We start from the raw sequence: 19670 nt of genomic DNA on the forward strand, positions 1-19670 counted from the left end.
CAGCGACGAGCGGACACGCCGCATGCGCTTACTGTTTCTTGCGTAGTCTGCAGCGGCTCATGTTCGCGCCATCGGCAACAAGCTCTTCTTCTCGATCCGGCCCGCCACCGAAAACACCAGGATCTCAGTCTCTCTGCCGATCCGGCTGCCATCCATCAATCGAACGATATCATCGACGCCGCCGACCGGGCTGCCGTCGATGGCGAGGATATAATCGCCCTCCTGCAGCTCTCCTTTTGCCGCCGGCCCTTCCGGCTCGACCCCGCGGATGCGAACGGAGGTCGTCTGCACCGTGCCCGCCGCCAGCGCCACCCGGCGCGGCAGCACGATGGTGTCGCCTGCAATACCGATAAAGGCACGCCTCACCTGCCCGTAGCGGAGAATCTCCGAAACCACGAAATTGGCGGTATTCGACGCCACGGCGAAGGCGATGCTCTGTGCGCCCTGGATGACGGCGGTATTGACGCCGATAACCTCCCCGCCTGACGACACCAGCGGCCCGCCTGAATTGCCGGGATTGAGTGCGGCGTCGGTCTGGATGACATCCTCCATCAGCCGGCCGCTGGCTGCCCGCATCGACCGGCCGAGCGCCGAGACGATGCCGGCGGTGACAGTCCATTCGAAGCCGAGCGGGTTTCCGATCGCGATGGCGATATGGCCTCTGCGCAGGCGCTGGGAATCTCCGAGCTTCGCCCAGGCGCTGGTCCCGGTATTGGCGCGAATGAGAGCGATATCGGTATCGACATCGCGGCCGAGCACCCGGCCCTCGGTGACGAAGCCATCGGGCGTGGTGATGCGAACGGCCTTGGCATCGTCGACGACATGGCTGTTGGTGATGATCAGGCCGTCAGGCGAAATGGCGAAGCCCGACCCGTGCCCCTGCCGGCCACCCACCCTCTCGATCCGGCTGACCGCCGGCCCGACGATGTCGACTGCTGCTGCGATCGATTGCGAATAGGCATCGATCGGCGCCCCGTCGGTCTGAGGCACGATCTCCTTGTCCATATAACCCATGATCTGGTCCTCAGGCGGCAAAACGGCCGTCCCGCCGCCGGCGAAGCGGCCGCGGTTGCGACGGTTCGCCATGGTGATGATGTGTAGTGGATTAGATGGTTGGGCGATGAACCGCGTTCAAGGGCGCCCCGGCGGCGGCGCCTGCCGAGGCTTCCTGTAACGCATCGACCCGAATTGTCCGGCTGTGGTCTGGCCTCATGATAAAATTCTGTTATGTCAATTGAATATAAAGATCAGCTTGATGACGACATCTGCATATTCCAACCTGGCCGCGCGCTGCGGTGCCTATCGCCTTGCCAATTTTGCCGGCAACGGCGCAAATTTCTAACCACATCAGCCAACCCCATCGAGGAGCCCAGACATGAGCACAGTCACCACCAAGGACGGCGTCGAGATCTTCTACAAGGATTGGGGGCCGAAGACCGCCCAGCCGATCATGTTCCATCACGGCTGGCCGCTATGCTCCGATGACTGGGATGCCCAGATGCTGTTCTTTCTCGAGAAGGGCTACCGGGTCGTCGCCCATGACCGGCGCGGCCATGGCCGCTCCACCCAGGTCGGCGACGGTCACGACATGGATCATTACGCCGCCGATGCCGCAGCCGTCGTCGAGCATCTCGATCTCAGGAACACCGTCCATATCGGCCACTCCACCGGCGGCGGCGAAGCAACCCACTATGTCGCCCGCCATGGCCAGCCGCAGGGCCGCGTCGCCAAGCTCGTCATCATCGGCGCCGTGCCGCCCATCATGGTGAAAACCGATGCCAATCCCGGCGGCCTGCCGATCGAGGTCTTCGACGGCCTGCGCGCGCAGCTCGCCGCCAACCGCGCGCAGTTCTATTACGATCTGCCGGCCGGCCCGTTTTACAGTTTCAATCGGCCCGGCGCGAAGGTGATGCAGCCGGTCATCAACAATTGGTGGCGCCAGGGCATGATCGGCGGTGCCAAGGCGCATTACGACGGCATCAAGGCCTTCTCGGAAACCGATTTCACCGAAGACCTGAAAATCATCACCGTGCCGACCTTCGTCATGCATGGCGACGACGACCAGATCGTGCCGATCGCCGACTCTGCCCTGCTCTCGTCCAAGCTGCTGCAGAACGCGACGCTGAAGGTCTACGAAAAATTTCCGCACGGCATGTGCACCACCCATGCCGACATCATCAATCCCGACATCCTCGCCTTCATCAAGGGCTGATCCGCCAGGCCGCCGGGCGCCACAGCGCGCGTCCGGCGCCCGGCACGACCTGCCCGACACGGCAAGATTATCAGCCGCGGGTTGCAGCAAACGGGCTGCGCCCCGACCGCCGCGGCCGTTTGATGGCCGGTTGCGCGTTTTCCGATGAAACCGTTTTCGCCGCTTTGCGTTTAGCGGCCATGACCAGAGAACGTGAACCCTCATCAAAGGCTTACCGGCAGGATCGGTTCGAAAACACCGAGCGGGCCGCCAAGGAAACCATCGAGGCGGAGCAGCGGGCTCGCCGGGAGAAGACCAAACGGCTGAAGGAACTGCGCCTGTCGCAGCAAAGCGGCAAGCACCCTGCCACCGAATAGGTCGCCACGCGCGCGCCGCCTGTCGGGCCGATGCGCCCGCCTGTCTCATCCCCGAGCCGCGCAAGCCCCTGTCCGTATTTCCACGTCACCAATTGTTTGTATTTCGGACCTTCGCCCATCTTGTAGAGCCAGGATCGTGAAATTATCTTTTTCACAATAGCGATTCACGGCATCGAAAAAGGGCAGATTGCGATGTCAGACAAGCTGGTCAACACGCGTGACGAACCGCTCGCATCCGAAGACCTCGATGTGTGCAGGCGCGTCCACGAAGCCCTCTGCAGCGGGCTCGATATCGACAGATCGAGCGCAGAAGCCAACCGGCTTGGCGCTCTGATCATCGAGCTTTACCGGCAAGGCGTGCATGACGAGAGCCAGCTTCGATTGCTGGCCGGCGGAAAATGACGGCGGTAACGCGCCATCCGCGTACGCTCGAATTCAGCATTTGCTTGGGTTTCCGTCAGGCACGCGCCACTGCGCCAACCGCCGGCGGCCGAGCTCCGTCTTGCCCTATACGTTAGTCGAGACGCACATACATCACCCTCTCCCATCCCCAAAATGAACTTAATCCCTTCCGCTGCGTTACGCCTTCGATACATCCGTTTACCCAAGGTGAGTGAAATGAACAGAATCGCCATCATTGCCCTGTCTATAGCGACGGCCTTCTCCGGAATGCCGGCCTCGGCAGGTCCGGCCTTCGTGCCGAGCCCGATGCAGACAGCGGCGCAACCGGCGCCCGGAAATCCCGACATAACGACCGTTGGCTGCAACAACTTCACCAATTGCCCGGGTCAGTTCGGCAGGAATGATGACGATTGGTATCGCAAACGCCATCATTATCGTGATCGCAACTACTACGGGGACCGCGACTACCGCCGAAACGATCGTTATGGCTGGGATCGCCGCTACGACCGCCGGTATCACCACCATGACAATACCGGCGCCATCATTGGCGGCCTGGCCGCCGGCGCCCTCCTCGGCGGCATCATCGCCTCGCAGCCGCGCGCCTATTCTTCACGTGGCTACGGCTCGCACGAAGATTATTGCTACAGCCGCTACCGGTCCTATCGCGCCTACGACAACACCTACCAGCCGAGCTACGGCCCGCGCCGCCAGTGCCGCTGAACCGGTCCACCCGTCAGCATAAGCCTCGCATCAAGATGCGGGGCTTTTTTGATGCCGCGGGGACAACGTCTGCGGCGGGGCTGCGTGCTGTCGCGGCGGCCGTCGGCGCCGCCGCGGATCTTCTCAGTAGCTTGCGGCCGGTTTCGGCTTCTTCTCGGTCCATTGCGGCGGCGCCCCATATTTGGCGGCCACAGCGCCCATCAGTCCGGGCGACCTGCCGAAGGCGTCGCAGGCGGCGTATTTCGGTTTGCCGCCGAGCCAGGATTTCATCCGCTGGCCGGATGGCAGCGAGATGTCCAATCCCTTCGCTTCCCTGCCTTTGATCAGAATGCGGGAAAACTCGCCGCTGAATTTCGAAGCCAGATCATAGGCGTCGCCGACTTCGGAAACGCGTGGATTGTTCTGCAGCGAGTTTGCCCCGCGCGACCAGACTATCGCCGCCCGTTGCACACCACCGCTGTCGACGGCTTCCGCCTCGACCGCCAGCCCGCCAAGGCCGACCGGCAGCCGCGGCACGCCGACGGGCAGCACGAAACCGGTGCCGACGGTCACGATCGTCGAAACGCCCGCCATGGTCTTATTGGTCGGTACGATGTCGGTGACGACGGAGCGGATCGTCAGGTCCGCCGGCTGGCCTGAAGAGACCAGCTGATATTTGTCACTGAGCGAAACGCAGAGCGCCCGGTCCAGCGCATTCGCCACCATCACCCGGTCGGCGTCCGATTTGACGCGGGTCGCAGCACTGAAAGCAAAAGTCGTCGGCACGATGTTCACCGTCTTTGCCGTGATCAGACGCCTCCCGTCGACATAGACGCGCGATTTCTGCAGCTTGCCCTTCGGCGCGCCGAGATTGCCGTAGGAGGAAAGCGTGCCGACCTCCTTGAGGGGTACGGAACTGCACCCTGCAGCAGCCATGGCGAGCGTCAGCGGCAAGGCGAGAGACAAGCCCCTCAACGCCGGTGGAAAGGAAAATAAAAATGGATTGCTGCGCACGCTGCCTGGCCTCCGTCGCCGATCGCGCATAATCCGAAATCCATTTTCGGGATTATGCGCAGGTTTAAAGCGCTAAAAGTCCCTGCGTCTTGTCAGACGCGCGGCCCTCTAGTGCAGGCGAAAGTGGCGGTCGAGAATTGCCGCAACATTACAACTTCGCTCCCGACCGGCGGATGCCGCTTGAGCCTAGCCTGACCTGTCAGAGTTCGATCGTCACCCGCGTCCCGGCGGCACTGCTCTCGATGCCGACCTCGCCGCCATGGTTTGCGGCGACCTGTTTGACGAGGCTGAGGCCGAGACCGGCCCCCTTGCTTCTTGGAGTGACACGATAGAAGGGCTCGAACACCAGTTCGCGATGTTCGGCCGGAATGCCCGGCCCCTCGTCGGCAACGCTGATCCTGCCGCCGCCGGAAGCCGAGCGCGATACCGATACGGTGATCATGCCCCTGTTGCCGCCGTGGTCGATGGCGTTGCGCACCAGGTTGCTGATCGCCCGCGGCAGGGCGGAAGCGCTGCCGCGGCGTTCGAGGCTTTCCGTCTCGCTTTGAAAGCAGATCTGGTAGCCGCCTGCGATTGCCAGCGGCGCGAGGTCGGCGACCACGCTGCGGGCGATGCCGACCAGATCGACCGTTTCGTCAAGATCGGCGGCCTGATCGTTTCGCTCGAAATCGAGCAGCTGTTCGGCGGCCTCCGCCAGCCGCGCCACGTCGCCGAGCAGCCGCTGCCGCTCGTGGCCATCGGGCATACCGTCGATGCGCGTCTGCATGATGGCGATCGGCGTCCGCAGCTCATGCGCAGCATCGATCAGGAAGCGCTGGCGTTTGCGGAATTCATTCTCCAATCGCTCCAGCGTGTCGTTGAAGGCGGTCACCAGCGGCGACACTTCCCGGGGAATGCCGCTTACGGGAAGACGTGCGCCCTGCCGCAGCGGCTCGATTGCCGCCGCCTCACGCGCCACGTCGCTGATCCCCGCCAGGCCCCGACCGACGATCCTGGGCACGGTGAAGAAGACTGCCGGCAGGGCGATCGCCAACAGCGGCACATAGATCGGGTAGGTCTCTGCAAGCATGGTCAGGAAGGTGGCGCTCCGGCTCGGATTGCCGCCATACATCACCCGGAAAGGCCCGATCCGCGCCTCGGCGCTGTCGATCGTGGCACTCTCGCCGGTAGAAGCGGCACCGCGTATGTCAGCCTCCTTGATCAGGTGCACATAGGGGCCAAGCGCCTGATAGGCTTCCGGCACCGCGCCGTAGGAAACCGTCTGCCCATCCGGCGTCGCCGCGACGAACCAAAGCCGCTCGCTCTCCGCCTTGAAAGCGCTGAGGCGCCGGCTGTCGGCGATGACAAGCCTGCCTTGCGCATCGCGGTTCAGCGCCTCCCCAAGCGCTGCTATCAGCCGGTCCTTCGTGCCGACATTCGGCGAAAGGATCATCGCCCCGTAAACGCAAAGGCCGACGATGACGGCCGCCACCACGGCAACGAAGACGAGGCTGAGCTGCCAGCTGAGCCGCCACCGCAGCGACGGATTGACGTTGCCGGTTACGGCCATCATTCTTCCTTCATGAGATAACCGACGCCGCGAATATTGTGGATCGCGACGCCGGCGCCGGCATCGATCAGCCGCTTGCGCAACCGGGAAATATGCGCGTCGAGCGCATTGGACTGAATTTCCTCCTCGTAATTGTAGACAGCCGCCTCCAGCGTCGAGCGCAGCACGGTCTTCTCCTTGCGCCTCGCAAGGGCTGCCAGCACCAGAAGTTCACGTCGCGGCAGGTCGAGCGGCACCGAACCGACGGTGACGCTGAGATGCAGCGGATCGATCTCCATCCGCCCGACAGCAATCTTGAGTTCGGAAAGTTCAGGCGACCGCCGCAGCACGGCTCTCAGCCGCGCCATCAGCTCCTCGACCAGAAACGGCTTGCCGAGATAATCGTCGGCACCGAGGTCGAGGCCCTCGATCCGCTCCTTCGGCTCGTTGCGCGCCGTCAGCACGATGATCGGCGTATCCTTGCCCGTTCGCCGCAGCGCCGGAATGAAGCTCAGCCCTTCGCCATCGGGCAGGCGCCGGTCGAGCAGGATCGCGTCGTAGAGGTTTTGCCGCGTCAGTTCGATGGCATCGGCCAGATGCATCGTGTGGTCGGTGACGATCCCATGCTTGCCGAGCGCTGCCGAGAGCGCCTCGGCCAGATCCCTCTCGTCTTCTATCAGCAATATCCGCATCGCCCGCCCGTTCTTTTCGCTTCCCCTCTCTCCGCCACAAGGATTGCGGCAGCATTGCGGAGGCTGAAAGGAAGCCGGTCATGCTGCCGCAATTGTTGAGGTCCAGCACGAAGACTATCCGCAGCAGTTGGAGATCAAGATGATCCGGCCTATCCTCTGTCTCCTGACGAGACACTTCCTCTCCGCCCTCATTCTCGCGGCGCTGCTCGCAGCCCCGCTCGTCATTCTGCACACGCTTCACCAAAAGGCTGCGTTCGAGAGCGGCCTCCTGATGCAGGTGCAATGATGGGCGCTTCAGACGGTCTCGCTGTCTTCAGTGCAATAGGCCGAGAAGGCCTGCAGATAGGCCCGCACTTGGGAACGGTTCTCTGCCATCTCGACGGCCTGAAACACCTCGGCCGGCTCCAGTTTCATCAGCGGAAGCCGGAGGAAGATATCGTCCGCGAACCGGTCGGTGACGGTTGCAAGGACGGTACGAAGACCAGCCAGCATGTCGTCGCCCCGATGCGATGCGTGCAGCAGAGCGATCGGCTTGTGGACGATCTCATCTCCCGATACGAGCCAGTCGATCGCATTCTTGAGGCCGCCGGGAATGGATCGTACATATTCCGGACTGGCAATGATCACCCCGTCGCTCTGAGAGATCAGAGCGATGAAATCCCGCACCGCCTCCGGCAGAGATTCCCCCTCGAGATCAGGCGAGAACACCGGCAAACATCCCACGCCATCGAAGATCGCAATCTCGATGTCATCTGACGCAATGGCGCTGACGGCCCGCAGCATTGATGTATTGGTGGAATTGCGCCGGGCGCTGCCGGATATTGCGAGAATCTTCATGGCCCTAACAGCGACCGATTGGCTATGGCTGTCAACGCCAAAGGCTGCGGCGCATCTTTCGGATGCGAAAAGCACGCTGCCGCAGTTTGAATTGCACGATTGAGTGATGACCAAAAGCGACTTTTGCTTGCACCGGCCGAGCTCGGCGTTAGCCTGCGTTCCCACTCACAACTGCCGAATCGGCGGGAATACATATGACGGCTTTGATCGAGGCACGGGGCGTCAGCAAACGCTTCCGGCAGCACAAGAGATTTCCGGGTTTTCTGGGCGCCCTGAAGACGCTGGTGACGAGCGAATACACCGAAGTTCAGGCGGTTTCCGACATCGATTTCGACGTCGCGGCCGGCGAAGCCGTCGGTTATCTCGGCCCCAATGGCGCCGGCAAATCCACCATGATCAAGATGATGACCGGCATCCTGGTGCCGAGCGCCGGCGCGCTGACGGTGCTCGGCCGGACGCCGCATCTCAAGCGGATGGACAATGCGCGCGAGATCGGCGTTGTGTTCGGCCAGCGCAGCCAGCTCTGGTGGGACCTGCCGCTGGTCGACAGTTTCACCTTGCACCAGCGCATCTATGAGATTCCCGTTGCCCGCTATGCGGACAATCTCCGGCGCTTCAGCGAGCTGCTCGATCTCACGCCCTTTCTCGACCGCGCGGTGCGCCAGCTCAGCCTCGGCCAGCGCATGCGCGCCGAGATCGTCATGTCGCTGCTGCACGACCCGAAGATCCTGTTTCTCGACGAACCCACGATCGGGCTCGACGTGGTCGCCAAGGATGCCGTGCGGCGATTTCTTGCCGAAATCAACCGCGAACGCGGCGTCACCATCATCCTTACCACCCACGACCTGCAGGACATCGAAACCATCTGCCCGCGGCTGATCATGGTCGATCACTCGAGGCTGATCTTCGATGGCGAATTGAGGAGCCTGCGGGCGGCATTGGGCTCGGCCCGGCGGTTGACGCTGGAGTTTGCCAGCGACCCCGGGCCTTTGCCGCTCAGCACGGCCTCGCTCGTCAGCGACGAGGGCTTGCGCAAGAACTATCTGATCGAGCGCGAAGACGTATCGCTGGTCAAAATCCTGTCGGAGGTCGGTAGCGGGCGCGATCTCAAGGACGTGGCACTGCACGAGCCCGACATCGAAGAGGTCATCCGCACCTTCTACCAGCGCCGCAATGCCGAGGCCCGAGCGTCATGAGCGCTTACTTCGCCTTTGCGCGCAGTTCCTTCCATTCGCAGCTCGCCTACCGCAACGAAGTCTGGGCCAACATCTTCGGCAAGCTCGTGCAGGTCTTTGCGCGTGTCGCCATCTGGCAGGCGGCCTATGCCGGTGTCGGCGCGATGGTGGTCGATGGGGTCTCGCTGCAGCAGATGGTGACCTATGCTCTGCTCGGCGGCGCGGTGATGGGCGCGACCCGCCCTGAAAGGATCATCGGCGAGATCGGCCGGTCGCTGAAAACGGGCGATGTTGCGATCTGGCTGCTCAAGCCCCTGTCCTATCCGCTCTATCTTTTTGCCAACGAATGCGGCAGCTTTTTCTATCGCCTGGCAAGCCAGGTCATTCCGACCGTCGCCTTCACCGCCTTGTTTTACGGCATGCTGCCGCCGGCGAGCCTGTTTCATGGCCTGATGTTCATCGCCTTCTGGGCATTGTCCTTCACGCTGCTGTTCCTGATGTCGGCGCTCCTCGGCCTGATGGCCTTCTGGTTGATGACCAGCTTCTCGCTGGACTGGATCCTGGGCGCCCTGCTGCAATTATTCTCTGGCCTTTTGGTGCCCTTCTGGTTCTTCCCCGAACCCCTGGCGACGATTGCCCGCCATCTGCCCTTTGCCTGGGTGGTCTATTATCCCAATGCCGTCTATCTCGGCAGGCTCTCGGCCCCCGATGTCTGGCTCCATTTCGGCCTCGGCCTCTGCTGGGCCGCCCTGTTCCTGGCCGGCGTCCTTTTTCTGTGGCGCGCAGCTTCCGGCCGCATCACCGTGCAGGGAGGTTGATCGTGCTCATTCATCACCTGCGGGTCCTGCCGCTGCTGGTGCGGATGCATGTCCGCTCGCAGATGGAATATCGCGGCGCTTTCTGGCTCGATCGTTTTGCGCAGATCCTCTCCTATGGCAGCGTCTTCGCCACCATCGGCATCCTGCTTGCCCGCTTCGACACACTCGGCGGCTGGAGCTGGCCGGAACTCGCTCTGTTGTTCAGCTTCCAGCTGCTGGCCTATTCGCTCGGCGCGGCGATGAGCTTCGTGCAACTGCGCGATCTGGAAGAACTGGTGCGGCTCGGCACCTTCGATACGCTGCTGGTCAAACCGTTCAGCCCCTGGGCCTATCTGATTTTTTCCGGCCTCAATATCGGCTATACCGGCCACGTCATCCTGGCCGTGGCGCTGATGGGCTGGGCCATCCTGTCCGTCGACTTCGCCTGGTCGCTCTGGTCCGTGTCGTTCTTCATGGCGGCGCTCATCAGCGCGACGCTGGTGACGGGGGCGCTGATCACCATGATCGGCGCCACGGCGTTGATCTGGGTGCGTTCCAACCACTTGTTCTCGATCTTCTTCGGCTGTTGGGAATTGAACCGCTACCCCCTCAATATCTTCCCCGGCGGCATTCAGATCACTCTCATCACCGCGGTTCCGCTGGCGCTGACCAGTTCGGTCCCGGTCGGCGCCCTGCTCGGCAAACCCATCCCGATCCTCGGGGACTGGGCCGGGCCCGTGGCTCTCGCTGCCGGCCCGATCTGGGTGCTGATCGCCATGTCTTATTGGCGGTACGCCACCGGCAAATATCAGGGCGCCGGCGGCTGATCGGACAAGCCGGGTCAGGATAGCTGCGACGACGATCTGGCGCGAACCTCGAGGAACGCCGCCGTCAGCTTCGCGAGCACCGCCGACGTGCACGTCCCGTTGGCTCCGCCGATCGGATCGACGATATGGATCTGCCGAAGATCCTCCATGAATTCGCCCCAGAGCGGCGGCCCGCCCTCTTCGAGAAGTTCGGCGCGGATGCTGAGATCTTCGCTGACAGGCAGATGGCGCCGGCCCCAGGCGCCGATCATGGCGAAGACGGGAACGAGCTGGATCGCCGGTTCCGTCAGGCTGTAAATGGCTTTCTGGCTGTGGCTCGGATCATCGCGTTTGCTGATGAATCCAAGCGAGAGCAGGCGCTTCAGCCTGGCGGCCAGAATATTGGAGGCGATCCCCTCCTGCGAATGGGTCAGAAGCTCGCGGAAATGGCGGCGGTTGCCAAACATGATGTCGCGGATGATGATGAGGCTCCACCTGTCGCCCAGCACCTCCATCGTCAGGTTGATCGGGCAGCCCGACCGCAGTTCGATATCCACAAAACATCTCCTTCAAAAACTGGTTGCAATATAGGATCACACATGCGACAAAGCAACCAGTTTCAAAACGCAATCAGATGGAGGAAAGCATGTCCAAGGTGCGTGTTGCAGCATTTTCCCTTTCCGTGGACGGCTTCGGCGCCGGGCCGGAGCAGAGCTTGAACGATCCGCTCGGAAAGCGGGGGCCGGAAATGTTCCAATGGTTCTTCCACACCCGCACCTTCCGGGCGATGCAGGGAAAGGACGACGGTTCGTCAGGTGTCGACGAGGATTACGCCGCCCGCGGCATGGCCAATTTCGGCGCCTTCATCCTCGGACGGAACATGTTCGGTCCTGTCCGAGGCGACTGGCCCGACGAGGCCTGGAAGGGCTGGTGGGGACCGAACCCACCCTACCACGCGCCGACTTTCATTCTGACGCACTACCCGCGCGAGCCGCTCGTCATGGAAGGCGGCACGACCTTCCACTTCGTCACCGGCGGCATTCATGAGGCACTCGACAAGGCGAAAGCGGCCGCAGGCGACAAGGACGTCAAGATCGGCGGCGGCGTCAGCACCGTCCGCCAATATCTGCAGGCCGGCTTGATCGACGAATTGCATTTCGCCATCGCGCCCGTCGTGCTCGGCAAGGGCGAAGCGATGTTTGCAGGCATCGACTTGCCGGCCCTCGGCTTCCGCGTCGTCGAACATGTCGCCACCGAACACGCCACGCATATCGTCCTGGCGAAATAACCAGCCGCAGTCGAATGCCATCTGATGGCCGGCGACTGCGATTTCATCCTCAGGGTGGTGGCCCCCGATCTGGACGGCTACGGGCGTTTCCAGATTGAACATCTCGGCCGCATCGAAAGCGGCCGCAACATCAAAACCGAAATCCCGATGCAGAAGATCAAGCAGTCATCGCAGATGCCGGTCTGACAACCTCAGGAAAACGGGGCGCCGGCATTCTTCAATTCACACGCATTCCCATCGGGATCGACGAACGCTCCGATGACGCCCCAGCTGAAGCGCCTGATATCGACAGCGACGCCCCGGGACTGGAGCGCGGCCGCCGCAGCCCCGACATCCACGACGTTGAGCCGCAGGATGGTCGGATTCTCGTGGCCGAGCTTTCGGCTGTCCCGCGCCATTCCTCCGGTTTCGATCATGAGATAGCCGTCGCCGAACCGCAGGCATGTGAGGTCGTCCTGTTCGAACCAGACGGGCAGTTCCAGAATGTCGCGGTAGAAGCGGACGCATTCCTCGAAACGTTCTGTTTTGAGTATGATGCCATGGGCTGTCACCTGAAGCGCCCGACCATTTCTGCCGGTGTCATCGCTCATCCGTTGCTCCTCCCGTTCGGGTAGCCTTGACATTATGTTGGCTCGCGGCCGATCGGCAAGCGCGGACCGCCAAGGACATGGCGCCTGAAGGCCGGCCATCCCCTGGACATCGGGCTGCGCCAAACCATGTCAAAATAGCTGTGGCGTTGGTGGGGAATGAGCGTAGAGTGAACCCATCGGCCCATCGGTATCGGCACGACCGCTTGAGAGATCATAGGTGCTCTTGCCGCTTCACGGGGGGACGCCATGCTCTTATCGCTCATCTCACTCACCGATGATGAAATCGCAATCGTCACCAATGCCGTTCGGCAATGGTGCTGCGAGAAGAAGCTCGACATCGACAGCGTCGAAGGGCGCCGCGCCATCACCATTGCCGTCGACCTCGTCCAGTTGAACACTGACCACGACAAGCTTTTTGCCGAGCTATCGAGGCAGTTGGACCACCAGTAAAACGCCGCCCGCGACCTGTTTCCCCATGAACGACGAGCGCCGCCTGATGCGACGCTGCTCACCTTCCCCAAAATGCTTCGGTGCCATAGCCAGGCGCACAGACCACCTTGCGCATCCCCGCTCCCTCACCTATGGCAATGCAACTTCCCCACGCAAGGCCGCCCGGTGCTCCGCTTTATCCTCCACGCCCTGATCGCCGTCATCCTGACGCTGCTCACCCAGATCGGCGGCCTCGCCTATCTCATCGCGCTGGCGGCGTCGCGCGCCTGGGGGATCCGGCGCTTTCTGGCGAAGCTCGCGATCTTCCTGCTTTGTTATGTCAGCGCGTCGTTCGCAGCAGGCCTCGCCGCCCCGATGTTCGGGCGGGTTCCCCTCTCCTGCCTGTCGAGCGCGACAGACAGGCTCGTGGTCCGCTCCCCGATCTATTGCCTGTTGAACCGCAATTACGTTAGGCCCGAGGTGCGCGACCTGGCAAAGGCGCTTGCCGCTCACATGGACGAGGAGTTTCCCGGAACCGTCACCACCGCGCTGGACGCGAATTTCCCCTTCGTAAACGGCTTTCCGCTGCTGCCGCATCTGTCGCATGCCGATGGCAAGAAGCTCGACTTCGCCTATTATTACAAGGATGCGGACGGCGCCTTCCTGAATGGCGTCACCCGCTCCCCGATCGGCTATTTCGCCTTCGAAGAGCCAGCGCCCGGCGATGAATTGCCATGCGAAGGGCGTAACGACTGGCTTACCACCCGCTGGGATTTCGACGCCCTGCAGCCCCTGTTCCCCGCCTATCGGATCGAAGAGCAGCGGACGTCGGCCGCGGTTCGCTGGCTGACCAGCGAAGGCGTCGCGCGCTTCGGCCTGGAGAAGATCTTCATCGAACCGCATCTGAAGAATGCGCTTGGCATCACCGACAGCCATGTCCGCTTCCAAGGCTGCCGAGCCGCCCGCCACGACGACCATCTTCATATCCAGGTCGAGTAGGACGGCCCATCCGAAACGACGCGGCGGGGGCCGATAGAGATGCGTTGCGCCGCGAGAAAATATTTGCGATCTCCTGAGAGTTTATAGCCTTCGAGAGAATCTTCGAATGGAAACAGGCATGGTCTGGCTTACGCTTTTGCCGTTTGCAGCGATCTTCATCGCCACTCTGATTATGGGGCAAGGCAGGCGGCTATGGATATCGATTGCGATCACCAGCTCCGCATTGGTCGTTGGAGCACTGTGCCTATACGAAATTGCCGTAAGAGCCTCTTGTGAAATTGACGAGAGCGAATGTCTGGGCGCGACCGCCACGGCTTGGCTCATCGTCTTCGTATGGAGCGCTCCAACCGTTGGATTTATCCTCAAACTTGCGACGCACATTCGTTCTCACGGCAGAGGCAAGATTATCGAATGACATGGGTTAAGTTCGACGGATACCAAACGAGGAATTGCGCCGGTCGAGCGCCCCTTACGGCTAGCATGGCAACCGCCCTCAGACTGAATGCGCCTCATCATAGGCGCGCTGCGCCGTAAAAATCGCATCCATATTCTTCTCCGCCCAGTGGGCAAGGGCCGAAACGGTATCCGTCAGGGTGCGTCCCAGCGGCAGCAGCGCATATTCAACGGTCACCGGCACAGTCGGGAAAATCGTGCGCGAGATCAACCCGTCGCGCTCCAGCTTCCGCAGCGTCTGAGCAAGAACTTTCTGTGATATGCCCTTGATGTCGCGACGGATATGATTGAAACGCACCGGCCCGCCTTCCAGCCGGTCGAGAATGAGCAGCGCCCATTTATCTGCCAGCCGATCCAGCACCAGGCGCGTCGGGCAGCGGTCCTCGTAGACGTTGTAGGCCTGTTGCATCACGGTCATCTGTTTCCCCTTGCCGGTTTCCTTGACGAAACCATGTTACGAAAAAGTGCTCTCTTTTATAATCCTGATTTGCCTGTATCTATCTTGTGGCTAGATAGTTTCCAATAGATACCAAGGAGAGCGATATGAGCAACAAGATTCTGGTCCTCGGCGCGACGGGCACCGTCGGCAGGCATGTGGTGGACGGGCTGCTGGCGAAGGGCGAGACCGTCAGGGCCGCCTCCCGCTCTGGCAAGCCCGTGGCGGGCGCCGAAGGCGTCGTCTTCGACCATGGCAAACCGGATACCCATGGCCCGGCCTTTGACGGCGTCGACCGCGCCCATGTGCTGCTGCCTTCCGGCTATGTCGATGCCAAGGGCCTGCTGCTGCCGGTCGTCGAGGCAGCCGCAGCCCGCAAGGTGAAGGTCGTATTCCAGAGCGTCCTCGGCGTCGACGCCGACGACTCCATTCCCTATCGCCAGGTCGAGATTGCGCTGGAAAAATCAGGCACACCTTACGTCATCCTGCGTCCGAACTGGTTCGCCGACAATTTTCACACCTTCTGGAAAACAGGCATCGATCATGGCCAGATCGCGCTCCCGGCGGCCGAAGGCAAGACGAGCTTCATCGACGCCCGCGATATCGCGGCCAGCGCCGTGGCGGCCCTCACCTCCTCGGCTTTCGACGGCAAGGCCTTCAATCTGACCGGGCCGGAAGCGCTGTCCTATACGCAAGCCGCGGCGATCCTTTCCGAGGTCATCGGCAAGCCGATCGCCTATAACGCCATTACCGACGAGGCCTTCATCGGCATTCTCACCGGCGCCGGCGTGCCTGCCGATTATGCTGGCTTTCTCGCCTCGATCTTCTATCCGGTTCGCCAAGGTTGGACCGCTGTCGTCACCGGCGACGTCGAGACGCTGACCGGCAAGGCGCCACGCTCGCTGAAGACCTATGCGGCCGATCATGCCGCGGCGCTGAAGGCGTAGTCGCGAAAAAAACCGCTGGCGGCGGACATCCGCCGTCTGTTCTACTCTTTCCCAGCCCGTCCTGAGACGAAGGACGGGCTGGCCAGGAAAGCCCGATAAAAAGCGGCGCCTATCGCAACGGCAGTTCATAACTCCGCTTCAGCGTTTCCATCGGCACGTCGGTCTTGACGCTAAGGACACTCGGAATGCGCGTCAGGTGGTCGGCCTGAAAACGCCAGTAGCTGTGCAGATCGGCGGTGGCGATCCGAAGCACCGCGTCGCATTCCCCCGTCGTCAGGTAACATTCCATCACCTCGGGAAACCGCCTGACGGCTTCGGCGAACCGCAGCGTGACCTCGGCATCCTGGGTCTTGAACCACACGCGGGCGAAAACCGTCAGCCCCGCGCCGACCTTTGCCGGATCCAGCACGGCGACGTAGCGATCGATGATCCCGGCCTCTTCCAAAAGGCGCACGCGGCGCAGGCAGGGCGAAGGCGACAGCCCCACCTCTTTTGCCAGTTCGACATTCGAAATACGCCCGTCACGCTGAAGCACCCGCAGGATATGCCGATCGATCGGGTCCAAAGTGATTGGCATTTCATAGCTCCATTTTATTTGGAAGCGGCACAATATGCCAAATCTTCGCAATTCCGAGGAAGCTTCGCAAGCTCATTGCGTATGGGCTGGCCTATTATTCCCAAGTCAAATTGGAGACGGACTGATGGCGAAAAAGATAGAGAAAATTGTCCTCGCCTATTCGGGCGGACTGGATACCTCGATCATCCTCAAATGGTTGCAGGAGACTTACGGGTGTGAGGTCGTGACCTTCACCGCCGATCTCGGCCAGGGCGAGGAGCTCGAGCCGGCGCGGGCGAAGGCGGCAATATCAGGGGTCAAGGACATCCGCATCGTCGACCTGCGGGAGGAATTCGTCCGCGACTTCGTCTTTCCGATGCTGCGGGCCAACACGCTTTATGAGGGGCAGTATCTCCTCGGCAGTTCGATTGCCCGGCCGCTGATTGCCAAACATCTTGTCGCGATCGCCCGGCAGGTCGGCGCGGATGCCGTTGCCCATGGCGCGACAGGCAAGGGCAACGACCAGGTCCGTTTCGAGCTGGCCGTCAATGCGCTCGACCCGTCGATCGAGGTTATTGCCCCCTGGCGCCAATGGAACATCCGCTCCCGCAGCCAGCTTCTGGAATATGCCGAAAAGCATCGGATCCCGGTGCCGAGCGACAAGCGCGGCGAGGCGCCGTTCTCGACCGACGCAAACCTGTTGCACACCTCGACCGAAGGCAAGATCCTCGAAGATCCGGCGGCGATCGCCCCCGCTCATGTCTACCAGCGCACGGTCGATCCCCTCGACGCCCCTGAAACCCCTGAGACCATCACCATCGGCTTCGAAAGCGGCGACCCGGTTTCCCTGAACGGCCAGGCGATGACGCCGGCAACACTGCTCGCCGAACTCAATGGCCTCGGCGGCCGGCATGGCGTCGGGCGGCTCGATCTGGTCGAAAACCGTGTCGTCGGCATGAAGTCGAGGGGCGTCTACGAGACGCCGGGAGGAACGATCCTGCTTGCGGCGCATCGCGGGATTGAATCGATCACGCTCGATCGTGCTGCCGCACATCTGAAGGATGAGATCATGCCGCGCTACGCCGAGCTGATCTATAACGGCTTCTGGTTCGCGCCCGAGCGGGATATGCTGCAGGCGCTGATCGACCGAAGCCAGGCCTTCGTCAACGGCGAAGTCACGGTCAGGCTCTACAAGGGAAGCGCCTCGGTCATTTCCCGCACCTCGCCCTGCTCACTCTATTGCGCCGACCTCGTCACCTTCGAGGAAAGTTCCATCGCCCATGATCATCATGATGCCGAAGGCTTCATCAGGCTCAATGGACTGCGGCTCAGGAATTGGGCAGCCCGCAACGGGAGAGAGACGCCAGCACCGGCTTGATGCTCACACCCGCCAATCGCCTTCCCCGGCAGTTGCGGTCTCTTCATCAATGCTATCTTCCAGCACTTCGGCTCTGCTTCCGGCGGAGCCGTACCCGGATTTTCCCGCGCCCCCAAAAGGCGCCAAAGTCCCCTTGGAAAAGGCTAAGCCAATTTCAAACGATCTTAAAAATCTCCGCCTCATAGTTAATCGATTTTAATTTTATTATTAAAATTTTCTTGTTGCAGCGCAAAAGAATTTAGACATTACTTTTACAAATGCTGTTGGAGGAACTCGCATGACGATGACATTTCCACTAACCGAAACACGCGACGCCGAGGCGTTGCTGAAGCACCTGACGCTGTACAAACTGAGCTGTCCCGGTAACTGCGTCGTGTCGCTCAAGGAGTACGTCGCCCACGTCTCGTCCTCTCACACGACGGCACTCGGCACCGCCCGCACCGCCTGGTAGGGATCCAGGGCATTCTCCGGCCCCTTGCAGGTACGAGCCATAGAATCGCACCTATCCCGATGTCAGAGAAAATATGAACATTCCCCGAGCATCGGAGAGCGGCAATCGAGCTGACCTCAGCCGTCGTAAACGACAGCAATCTTGTTCCCGGCCGGGTCGCGCATGTAAGCGGAATACCAGTTCGGCCCGTAATGCGGACGTAGACCAGGTGCGCCCTCATCGGTTCCCCCGTTGGTCATCGCAGCTTCGTAGAAAGCCTCCACCTCAGCGTGGGATTTGGCCATGAAACCGACCATCGAGCCATTTCCGGCACTTGCCGGCTCGCCATCGAAAGGCTTGCAGATCCATAGAATGAAACCTTCGCCTTTCCCGCTTTCGGAATAGGATCGCCATCCGGGAAACTCCTTATGTTTGCTCCATCCGATCGTAGCCAGAACGGCATCGTAAAAGGCGTTCGATTTGGCGAAATCGATTGCCCCGAGGGCTGCGTAAACACTAATGACCTTCCCTTCCCTGCTGCAGGATCACGCAGAATTCATATCGCGCACATGAGAACACAACAAGAACAATTGCTGGCAATTTCGCAAAAAATCATCGCGACAGACAGTCATTGCCGTGCCTGCAAAAATTCCTATTCTGAGCGCCGCCGACGGCGATGAAAAGCTGAGGCATCCCGTCTATTGCGATAGGAATTTCATGACAGCTCTCAGCCGCCCCGATCTCAGCGACATCCACCATGGCGACTGGGTGGATCGCCGGTTGCCGGCCGCATGGCGGCCATACACGCGGCTGGCGCGGCTGGATCGCCCTGTCGGAATATGGCTGACGCTTTTCCCATGCTGGGCCGCCCTCATCCAGGCGTCGCACGGCCTGCCGGAGGTCAGTCGACTGGCGATCTTCTCTCTCGGCGCCCTGCTGATGAGAAGCGCCGGCTCGACGGTCAACGACATGGCGGATCGGAAGTTTGACGGTCACGTGGAGCGGACTCGTTTCCGGCCGCTGGCAAGCGGACAGCTCGGCACGCTGCACGCCTTTGTCTTTCTGGCCGTTGAACTCATGGCTGCCGCCTCGCTTCTGCTCTTCCTGACACCCTACACACGCTTGATCGCGATATCGGTTCTGCCGCTCGTCTTCCTCTATCCCTTCTGCAAGCGCTTCACCCACTGGCCCCAGGCCGTGCTGGGAGCGGCTTTCAATTGGGGGATGCTGATGGCATGGGCCGAGGTTGGTGGTCATATTCCCACCGGCGCCGTGCTGATGTGGGCCGGGGCCATCGCCTGGCAGATCGGCTATGATACGGTCTATGCCTATGTCGATCTGCGGGATGACGCCCGCCTCGGACTGAAGTCGACGGCAATCCTGTTCGGCAGGCGCGGCAAAATGTGGATCGGCCTGTTCTATGCTCTGGCGGTCTGGGCGTGGTCGCTCGGAGGCTGGCTGCTGGAGATGTCGCCGCCATATGCGATCGGCATGCTGGTCATCGCCGCGCACCTTGCCTGGCAGACCCGGCGGATCGACCTTGCCCGTCCGGATCTGAATTACCGCCTGTTCCTCGCCAATATCCTGACCGGCGTGCTGCTCGCCGGCGCGGCTTTGTCGGGCACATGGTGAGCCGCTCGAGGACG

Annotated in this window: 27 protein-coding genes and 1 pseudogene; 18 read left to right on the forward strand and 10 right to left on the reverse strand. The window is 61.5% G+C overall.

The genetic code is table 11. The features are described from left to right. Positions 1-57: 57 nt before the first annotated feature. Complete coding sequence (locus GGD57_RS03355; protein WP_184467390.1) at positions 58-1014, reverse strand: S1C family serine protease; 957 nt, start codon at positions 1012-1014, stop codon at positions 58-60. Positions 1015-1375: 361 nt separating this feature from the next. Between GGD57_RS03355 and GGD57_RS03360 the strand changes: the two genes are divergently transcribed. From GGD57_RS03360 to GGD57_RS03375, 4 genes are all read left to right on the forward strand, one after another. Then, complete coding sequence (locus GGD57_RS03360; protein WP_184466835.1) at positions 1376-2212, forward strand: alpha/beta fold hydrolase; 837 nt, start codon at positions 1376-1378, stop codon at positions 2210-2212. Positions 2213-2334: 122 nt separating this feature from the next. Further along, positions 2335-2568: a hypothetical protein gene (locus GGD57_RS03365; protein WP_184466837.1), complete on the forward strand. Its 234-nt coding sequence runs from the start codon at positions 2335-2337 to the stop codon at positions 2566-2568. Between the two features lie 192 nt (positions 2569-2760). After that, positions 2761-2970, forward strand: a complete 210-nt coding sequence (locus GGD57_RS03370) for a hypothetical protein (protein ID WP_184466839.1) — start codon at positions 2761-2763, stop codon at positions 2968-2970. A gap of 216 nt (positions 2971-3186) precedes the next feature. Continuing rightward, positions 3187-3690 carry a BA14K family protein gene (locus GGD57_RS03375; protein ID WP_184466841.1) on the forward strand — a complete coding sequence of 168 codons (504 nt, stop codon included), beginning with the start codon at positions 3187-3189 and terminating at the stop codon, positions 3688-3690. A gap of 123 nt (positions 3691-3813) precedes the next feature. On the opposite strand, the gene GGD57_RS03380 is transcribed toward GGD57_RS03375, so the two are convergent. From GGD57_RS03380 to GGD57_RS03390, 3 genes are all read right to left on the reverse strand, one after another. Next, positions 3814-4713, reverse strand: coding sequence for a DUF3313 domain-containing protein (locus GGD57_RS03380; RefSeq protein WP_184466844.1), 900 nt, complete (start codon positions 4711-4713; stop codon positions 3814-3816). Between the two features lie 169 nt (positions 4714-4882). Further along, entirely contained in the window at positions 4883-6232 is a 1350-nt protein-coding gene (locus GGD57_RS03385) for a sensor histidine kinase (protein ID WP_184467392.1), read from the reverse strand. Then, positions 6232-6903, reverse strand: a complete 672-nt coding sequence (locus GGD57_RS03390; RefSeq protein ID WP_184466846.1) for a response regulator transcription factor — start codon at positions 6901-6903, stop codon at positions 6232-6234. The genes GGD57_RS03385 and GGD57_RS03390 overlap by 1 nt, the downstream gene beginning before the upstream one ends. A 139-nt stretch (positions 6904-7042) precedes the next feature. Here GGD57_RS03390 and GGD57_RS03395 point away from each other — a divergent pair, with 139 nt between their 5' ends. Continuing rightward, positions 7043-7189: a hypothetical protein gene (locus tag GGD57_RS03395; protein ID WP_184466848.1), complete on the forward strand. Its 147-nt coding sequence runs from the start codon at positions 7043-7045 to the stop codon at positions 7187-7189. 8 nt (positions 7190-7197) lie between these two features. Here the strand turns inward: GGD57_RS03395 and GGD57_RS03400 are convergent, their stop codons facing one another. Then, the gene (locus GGD57_RS03400; protein WP_184466850.1) at positions 7198-7740 is read right to left on the reverse strand and encodes an NADPH-dependent FMN reductase; all 543 of its coding nucleotides are present in this window, start codon (positions 7738-7740) and stop codon (positions 7198-7200) included. Between GGD57_RS03400 and GGD57_RS03405 the strand changes: the two genes are divergently transcribed. From GGD57_RS03405 to GGD57_RS03420, 4 genes are all read left to right on the forward strand, one after another. Continuing rightward, positions 7664-7843, forward strand: a complete 180-nt coding sequence (locus GGD57_RS03405; RefSeq protein WP_184467428.1) for a hypothetical protein — start codon at positions 7664-7666, stop codon at positions 7841-7843. The genes GGD57_RS03400 and GGD57_RS03405 overlap by 77 nt on opposite strands. Before the next feature lie 91 nt (positions 7844-7934). Next, on the forward strand, positions 7935-8936 hold the full coding sequence (locus GGD57_RS03410; protein WP_184466858.1) for an ABC transporter ATP-binding protein: 1002 nt from the start codon (positions 7935-7937) through the stop codon (positions 8934-8936). Beyond that, a complete protein-coding gene (locus GGD57_RS03415; RefSeq protein ID WP_184466860.1) occupies positions 8933-9733 on the forward strand; it encodes an ABC transporter permease in 801 nt (266 codons plus the stop codon). Before GGD57_RS03410 ends, GGD57_RS03415 begins: the two co-directional genes overlap by 4 nt. Positions 9734-9735: 2 nt before the next feature. Beyond that, entirely contained in the window at positions 9736-10539 is an 804-nt protein-coding gene (locus tag GGD57_RS03420; RefSeq protein ID WP_184466862.1) for an ABC-2 family transporter protein, read from the forward strand. A gap of 14 nt (positions 10540-10553) precedes the next feature. On the opposite strand, the gene GGD57_RS03425 is transcribed toward GGD57_RS03420, so the two are convergent. Beyond that, complete coding sequence (locus tag GGD57_RS03425; RefSeq protein WP_184466864.1) at positions 10554-11075, reverse strand: winged helix-turn-helix transcriptional regulator; 522 nt, start codon at positions 11073-11075, stop codon at positions 10554-10556. An 89-nt stretch (positions 11076-11164) separates the two neighbouring features. Between GGD57_RS03425 and GGD57_RS03430 the strand changes: the two genes are divergently transcribed. Both GGD57_RS03430 and GGD57_RS03435 read left to right on the forward strand, forming a co-directional pair. Next, entirely contained in the window at positions 11165-11806 is a 642-nt protein-coding gene (locus tag GGD57_RS03430; RefSeq protein ID WP_184466866.1) for a dihydrofolate reductase family protein, read from the forward strand. A 15-nt stretch (positions 11807-11821) separates the two neighbouring features. Continuing rightward, positions 11822-11992: pseudogene (locus GGD57_RS03435) on the forward strand (Lrp/AsnC ligand binding domain-containing protein); the annotation flags it as partial. A gap of 5 nt (positions 11993-11997) precedes the next feature. Here GGD57_RS03435 and GGD57_RS03440 read toward each other — a convergent pair. Then, positions 11998-12396: a VOC family protein gene (locus GGD57_RS03440; protein ID WP_184466870.1), complete on the reverse strand. Its 399-nt coding sequence runs from the start codon at positions 12394-12396 to the stop codon at positions 11998-12000. Between the two features lie 246 nt (positions 12397-12642). Here GGD57_RS03440 and GGD57_RS03445 point away from each other — a divergent pair, with 246 nt between their 5' ends. The 3 genes from GGD57_RS03445 (at position 12643) to GGD57_RS03455 (ending at position 14239) form a co-directional block, all read left to right on the forward strand. Beyond that, positions 12643-12846 (forward strand): hypothetical protein, encoded by a 204-nt coding sequence (locus GGD57_RS03445; RefSeq protein WP_184466872.1) that lies wholly within the window; start codon positions 12643-12645, stop codon positions 12844-12846. Positions 12847-13011: 165 nt separating this feature from the next. Continuing rightward, positions 13012-13824 (forward strand): hypothetical protein, encoded by an 813-nt coding sequence (locus GGD57_RS03450; RefSeq protein WP_184466874.1) that lies wholly within the window; start codon positions 13012-13014, stop codon positions 13822-13824. Positions 13825-13942: 118 nt separating this feature from the next. Next, positions 13943-14239, forward strand: coding sequence for a hypothetical protein (locus GGD57_RS03455; RefSeq protein WP_184466876.1), 297 nt, complete (start codon positions 13943-13945; stop codon positions 14237-14239). Between the two features lie 78 nt (positions 14240-14317). On the opposite strand, the gene GGD57_RS03460 is transcribed toward GGD57_RS03455, so the two are convergent. Continuing rightward, on the reverse strand, positions 14318-14695 hold the full coding sequence (locus GGD57_RS03460; RefSeq protein WP_184466878.1) for a winged helix-turn-helix transcriptional regulator: 378 nt from the start codon (positions 14693-14695) through the stop codon (positions 14318-14320). A gap of 125 nt (positions 14696-14820) precedes the next feature. On the opposite strand from GGD57_RS03460, the gene GGD57_RS03465 reads away from it, so the two are divergent. Continuing rightward, a complete protein-coding gene (locus tag GGD57_RS03465) occupies positions 14821-15660 on the forward strand; it encodes an SDR family oxidoreductase (RefSeq protein ID WP_184466880.1) in 840 nt (279 codons plus the stop codon). 109 nt (positions 15661-15769) lie between these two features. Here the strand turns inward: GGD57_RS03465 and GGD57_RS03470 are convergent, their stop codons facing one another. Beyond that, the gene (locus GGD57_RS03470; RefSeq protein WP_184466882.1) at positions 15770-16237 is read right to left on the reverse strand and encodes an Lrp/AsnC family transcriptional regulator; all 468 of its coding nucleotides are present in this window, start codon (positions 16235-16237) and stop codon (positions 15770-15772) included. Between the two features lie 124 nt (positions 16238-16361). Here GGD57_RS03470 and GGD57_RS03475 point away from each other — a divergent pair, with 124 nt between their 5' ends. Both GGD57_RS03475 and GGD57_RS03480 read left to right on the forward strand, forming a co-directional pair. Then, a complete protein-coding gene (locus GGD57_RS03475) occupies positions 16362-17594 on the forward strand; it encodes an argininosuccinate synthase (protein ID WP_184466884.1) in 1233 nt (410 codons plus the stop codon). A gap of 283 nt (positions 17595-17877) precedes the next feature. Next, a complete protein-coding gene (locus GGD57_RS03480; RefSeq protein ID WP_184467430.1) occupies positions 17878-18045 on the forward strand; it encodes a hypothetical protein in 168 nt (55 codons plus the stop codon). Between the two features lie 116 nt (positions 18046-18161). Here GGD57_RS03480 and GGD57_RS03485 read toward each other — a convergent pair whose 3' ends face one another. Beyond that, the gene (locus GGD57_RS03485) at positions 18162-18545 is read right to left on the reverse strand and encodes a VOC family protein (protein WP_184467394.1); all 384 of its coding nucleotides are present in this window, start codon (positions 18543-18545) and stop codon (positions 18162-18164) included. Positions 18546-18741: 196 nt separating this feature from the next. Between GGD57_RS03485 and ubiA the strand changes: the two genes are divergently transcribed. Next, positions 18742-19656 carry a 4-hydroxybenzoate octaprenyltransferase gene (ubiA, locus tag GGD57_RS03490; protein WP_184466885.1) on the forward strand — a complete coding sequence of 305 codons (915 nt, stop codon included), beginning with the start codon at positions 18742-18744 and terminating at the stop codon, positions 19654-19656. The last annotated feature ends 14 nt before the right edge of the window (positions 19657-19670 follow it).

This window comes from Rhizobium esperanzae, from assembly GCF_014197615.1.
GTDB lineage: Bacteria > Pseudomonadota > Alphaproteobacteria > Rhizobiales > Rhizobiaceae > Rhizobium > Rhizobium esperanzae_A.

Coding starts and splice junctions, on each gene's coding strand:
- GGD57_RS03355 (WP_184467390.1), bottom strand. CDS start 1,014: ATGGGTTATATGGACAAGGAGATCGTGCCTCAGACCGACGGGGCGCCG.
- GGD57_RS03360 (WP_184466835.1), top strand. CDS start 1,376: ATGAGCACAGTCACCACCAAGGACGGCGTCGAGATCTTCTACAAGGAT.
- GGD57_RS03365 (WP_184466837.1), top strand. CDS start 2,335: ATGGCCGGTTGCGCGTTTTCCGATGAAACCGTTTTCGCCGCTTTGCGT.
- GGD57_RS03370 (WP_184466839.1), top strand. CDS start 2,761: ATGTCAGACAAGCTGGTCAACACGCGTGACGAACCGCTCGCATCCGAA.
- GGD57_RS03375 (WP_184466841.1), top strand. CDS start 3,187: ATGAACAGAATCGCCATCATTGCCCTGTCTATAGCGACGGCCTTCTCC.
- GGD57_RS03380 (WP_184466844.1), bottom strand. CDS start 4,713: ATGCGCGATCGGCGACGGAGGCCAGGCAGCGTGCGCAGCAATCCATTT.
- GGD57_RS03385 (WP_184467392.1), bottom strand. CDS start 6,232: ATGGCCGTAACCGGCAACGTCAATCCGTCGCTGCGGTGGCGGCTCAGC.
- GGD57_RS03390 (WP_184466846.1), bottom strand. CDS start 6,903: ATGCGGATATTGCTGATAGAAGACGAGAGGGATCTGGCCGAGGCGCTC.
- GGD57_RS03395 (WP_184466848.1), top strand. CDS start 7,043: ATGATCCGGCCTATCCTCTGTCTCCTGACGAGACACTTCCTCTCCGCC.
- GGD57_RS03405 (WP_184467428.1), top strand. CDS start 7,664: ATGGCGCTGACGGCCCGCAGCATTGATGTATTGGTGGAATTGCGCCGG.
- GGD57_RS03400 (WP_184466850.1), bottom strand. CDS start 7,740: ATGAAGATTCTCGCAATATCCGGCAGCGCCCGGCGCAATTCCACCAAT.
- GGD57_RS03410 (WP_184466858.1), top strand. CDS start 7,935: ATGACGGCTTTGATCGAGGCACGGGGCGTCAGCAAACGCTTCCGGCAG.
- GGD57_RS03415 (WP_184466860.1), top strand. CDS start 8,933: ATGAGCGCTTACTTCGCCTTTGCGCGCAGTTCCTTCCATTCGCAGCTC.
- GGD57_RS03430 (WP_184466866.1), top strand. CDS start 11,165: ATGTCCAAGGTGCGTGTTGCAGCATTTTCCCTTTCCGTGGACGGCTTC.
- GGD57_RS03440 (WP_184466870.1), bottom strand. CDS start 12,396: ATGAGCGATGACACCGGCAGAAATGGTCGGGCGCTTCAGGTGACAGCC.
- GGD57_RS03445 (WP_184466872.1), top strand. CDS start 12,643: ATGCTCTTATCGCTCATCTCACTCACCGATGATGAAATCGCAATCGTC.
- GGD57_RS03455 (WP_184466876.1), top strand. CDS start 13,943: ATGGTCTGGCTTACGCTTTTGCCGTTTGCAGCGATCTTCATCGCCACT.
- GGD57_RS03460 (WP_184466878.1), bottom strand. CDS start 14,695: ATGACCGTGATGCAACAGGCCTACAACGTCTACGAGGACCGCTGCCCG.
- GGD57_RS03465 (WP_184466880.1), top strand. CDS start 14,821: ATGAGCAACAAGATTCTGGTCCTCGGCGCGACGGGCACCGTCGGCAGG.
- GGD57_RS03470 (WP_184466882.1), bottom strand. CDS start 16,237: ATGCCAATCACTTTGGACCCGATCGATCGGCATATCCTGCGGGTGCTT.
- GGD57_RS03475 (WP_184466884.1), top strand. CDS start 16,362: ATGGCGAAAAAGATAGAGAAAATTGTCCTCGCCTATTCGGGCGGACTG.
- GGD57_RS03480 (WP_184467430.1), top strand. CDS start 17,878: ATGACATTTCCACTAACCGAAACACGCGACGCCGAGGCGTTGCTGAAG.
- ubiA (WP_184466885.1), top strand. CDS start 18,742: ATGACAGCTCTCAGCCGCCCCGATCTCAGCGACATCCACCATGGCGAC.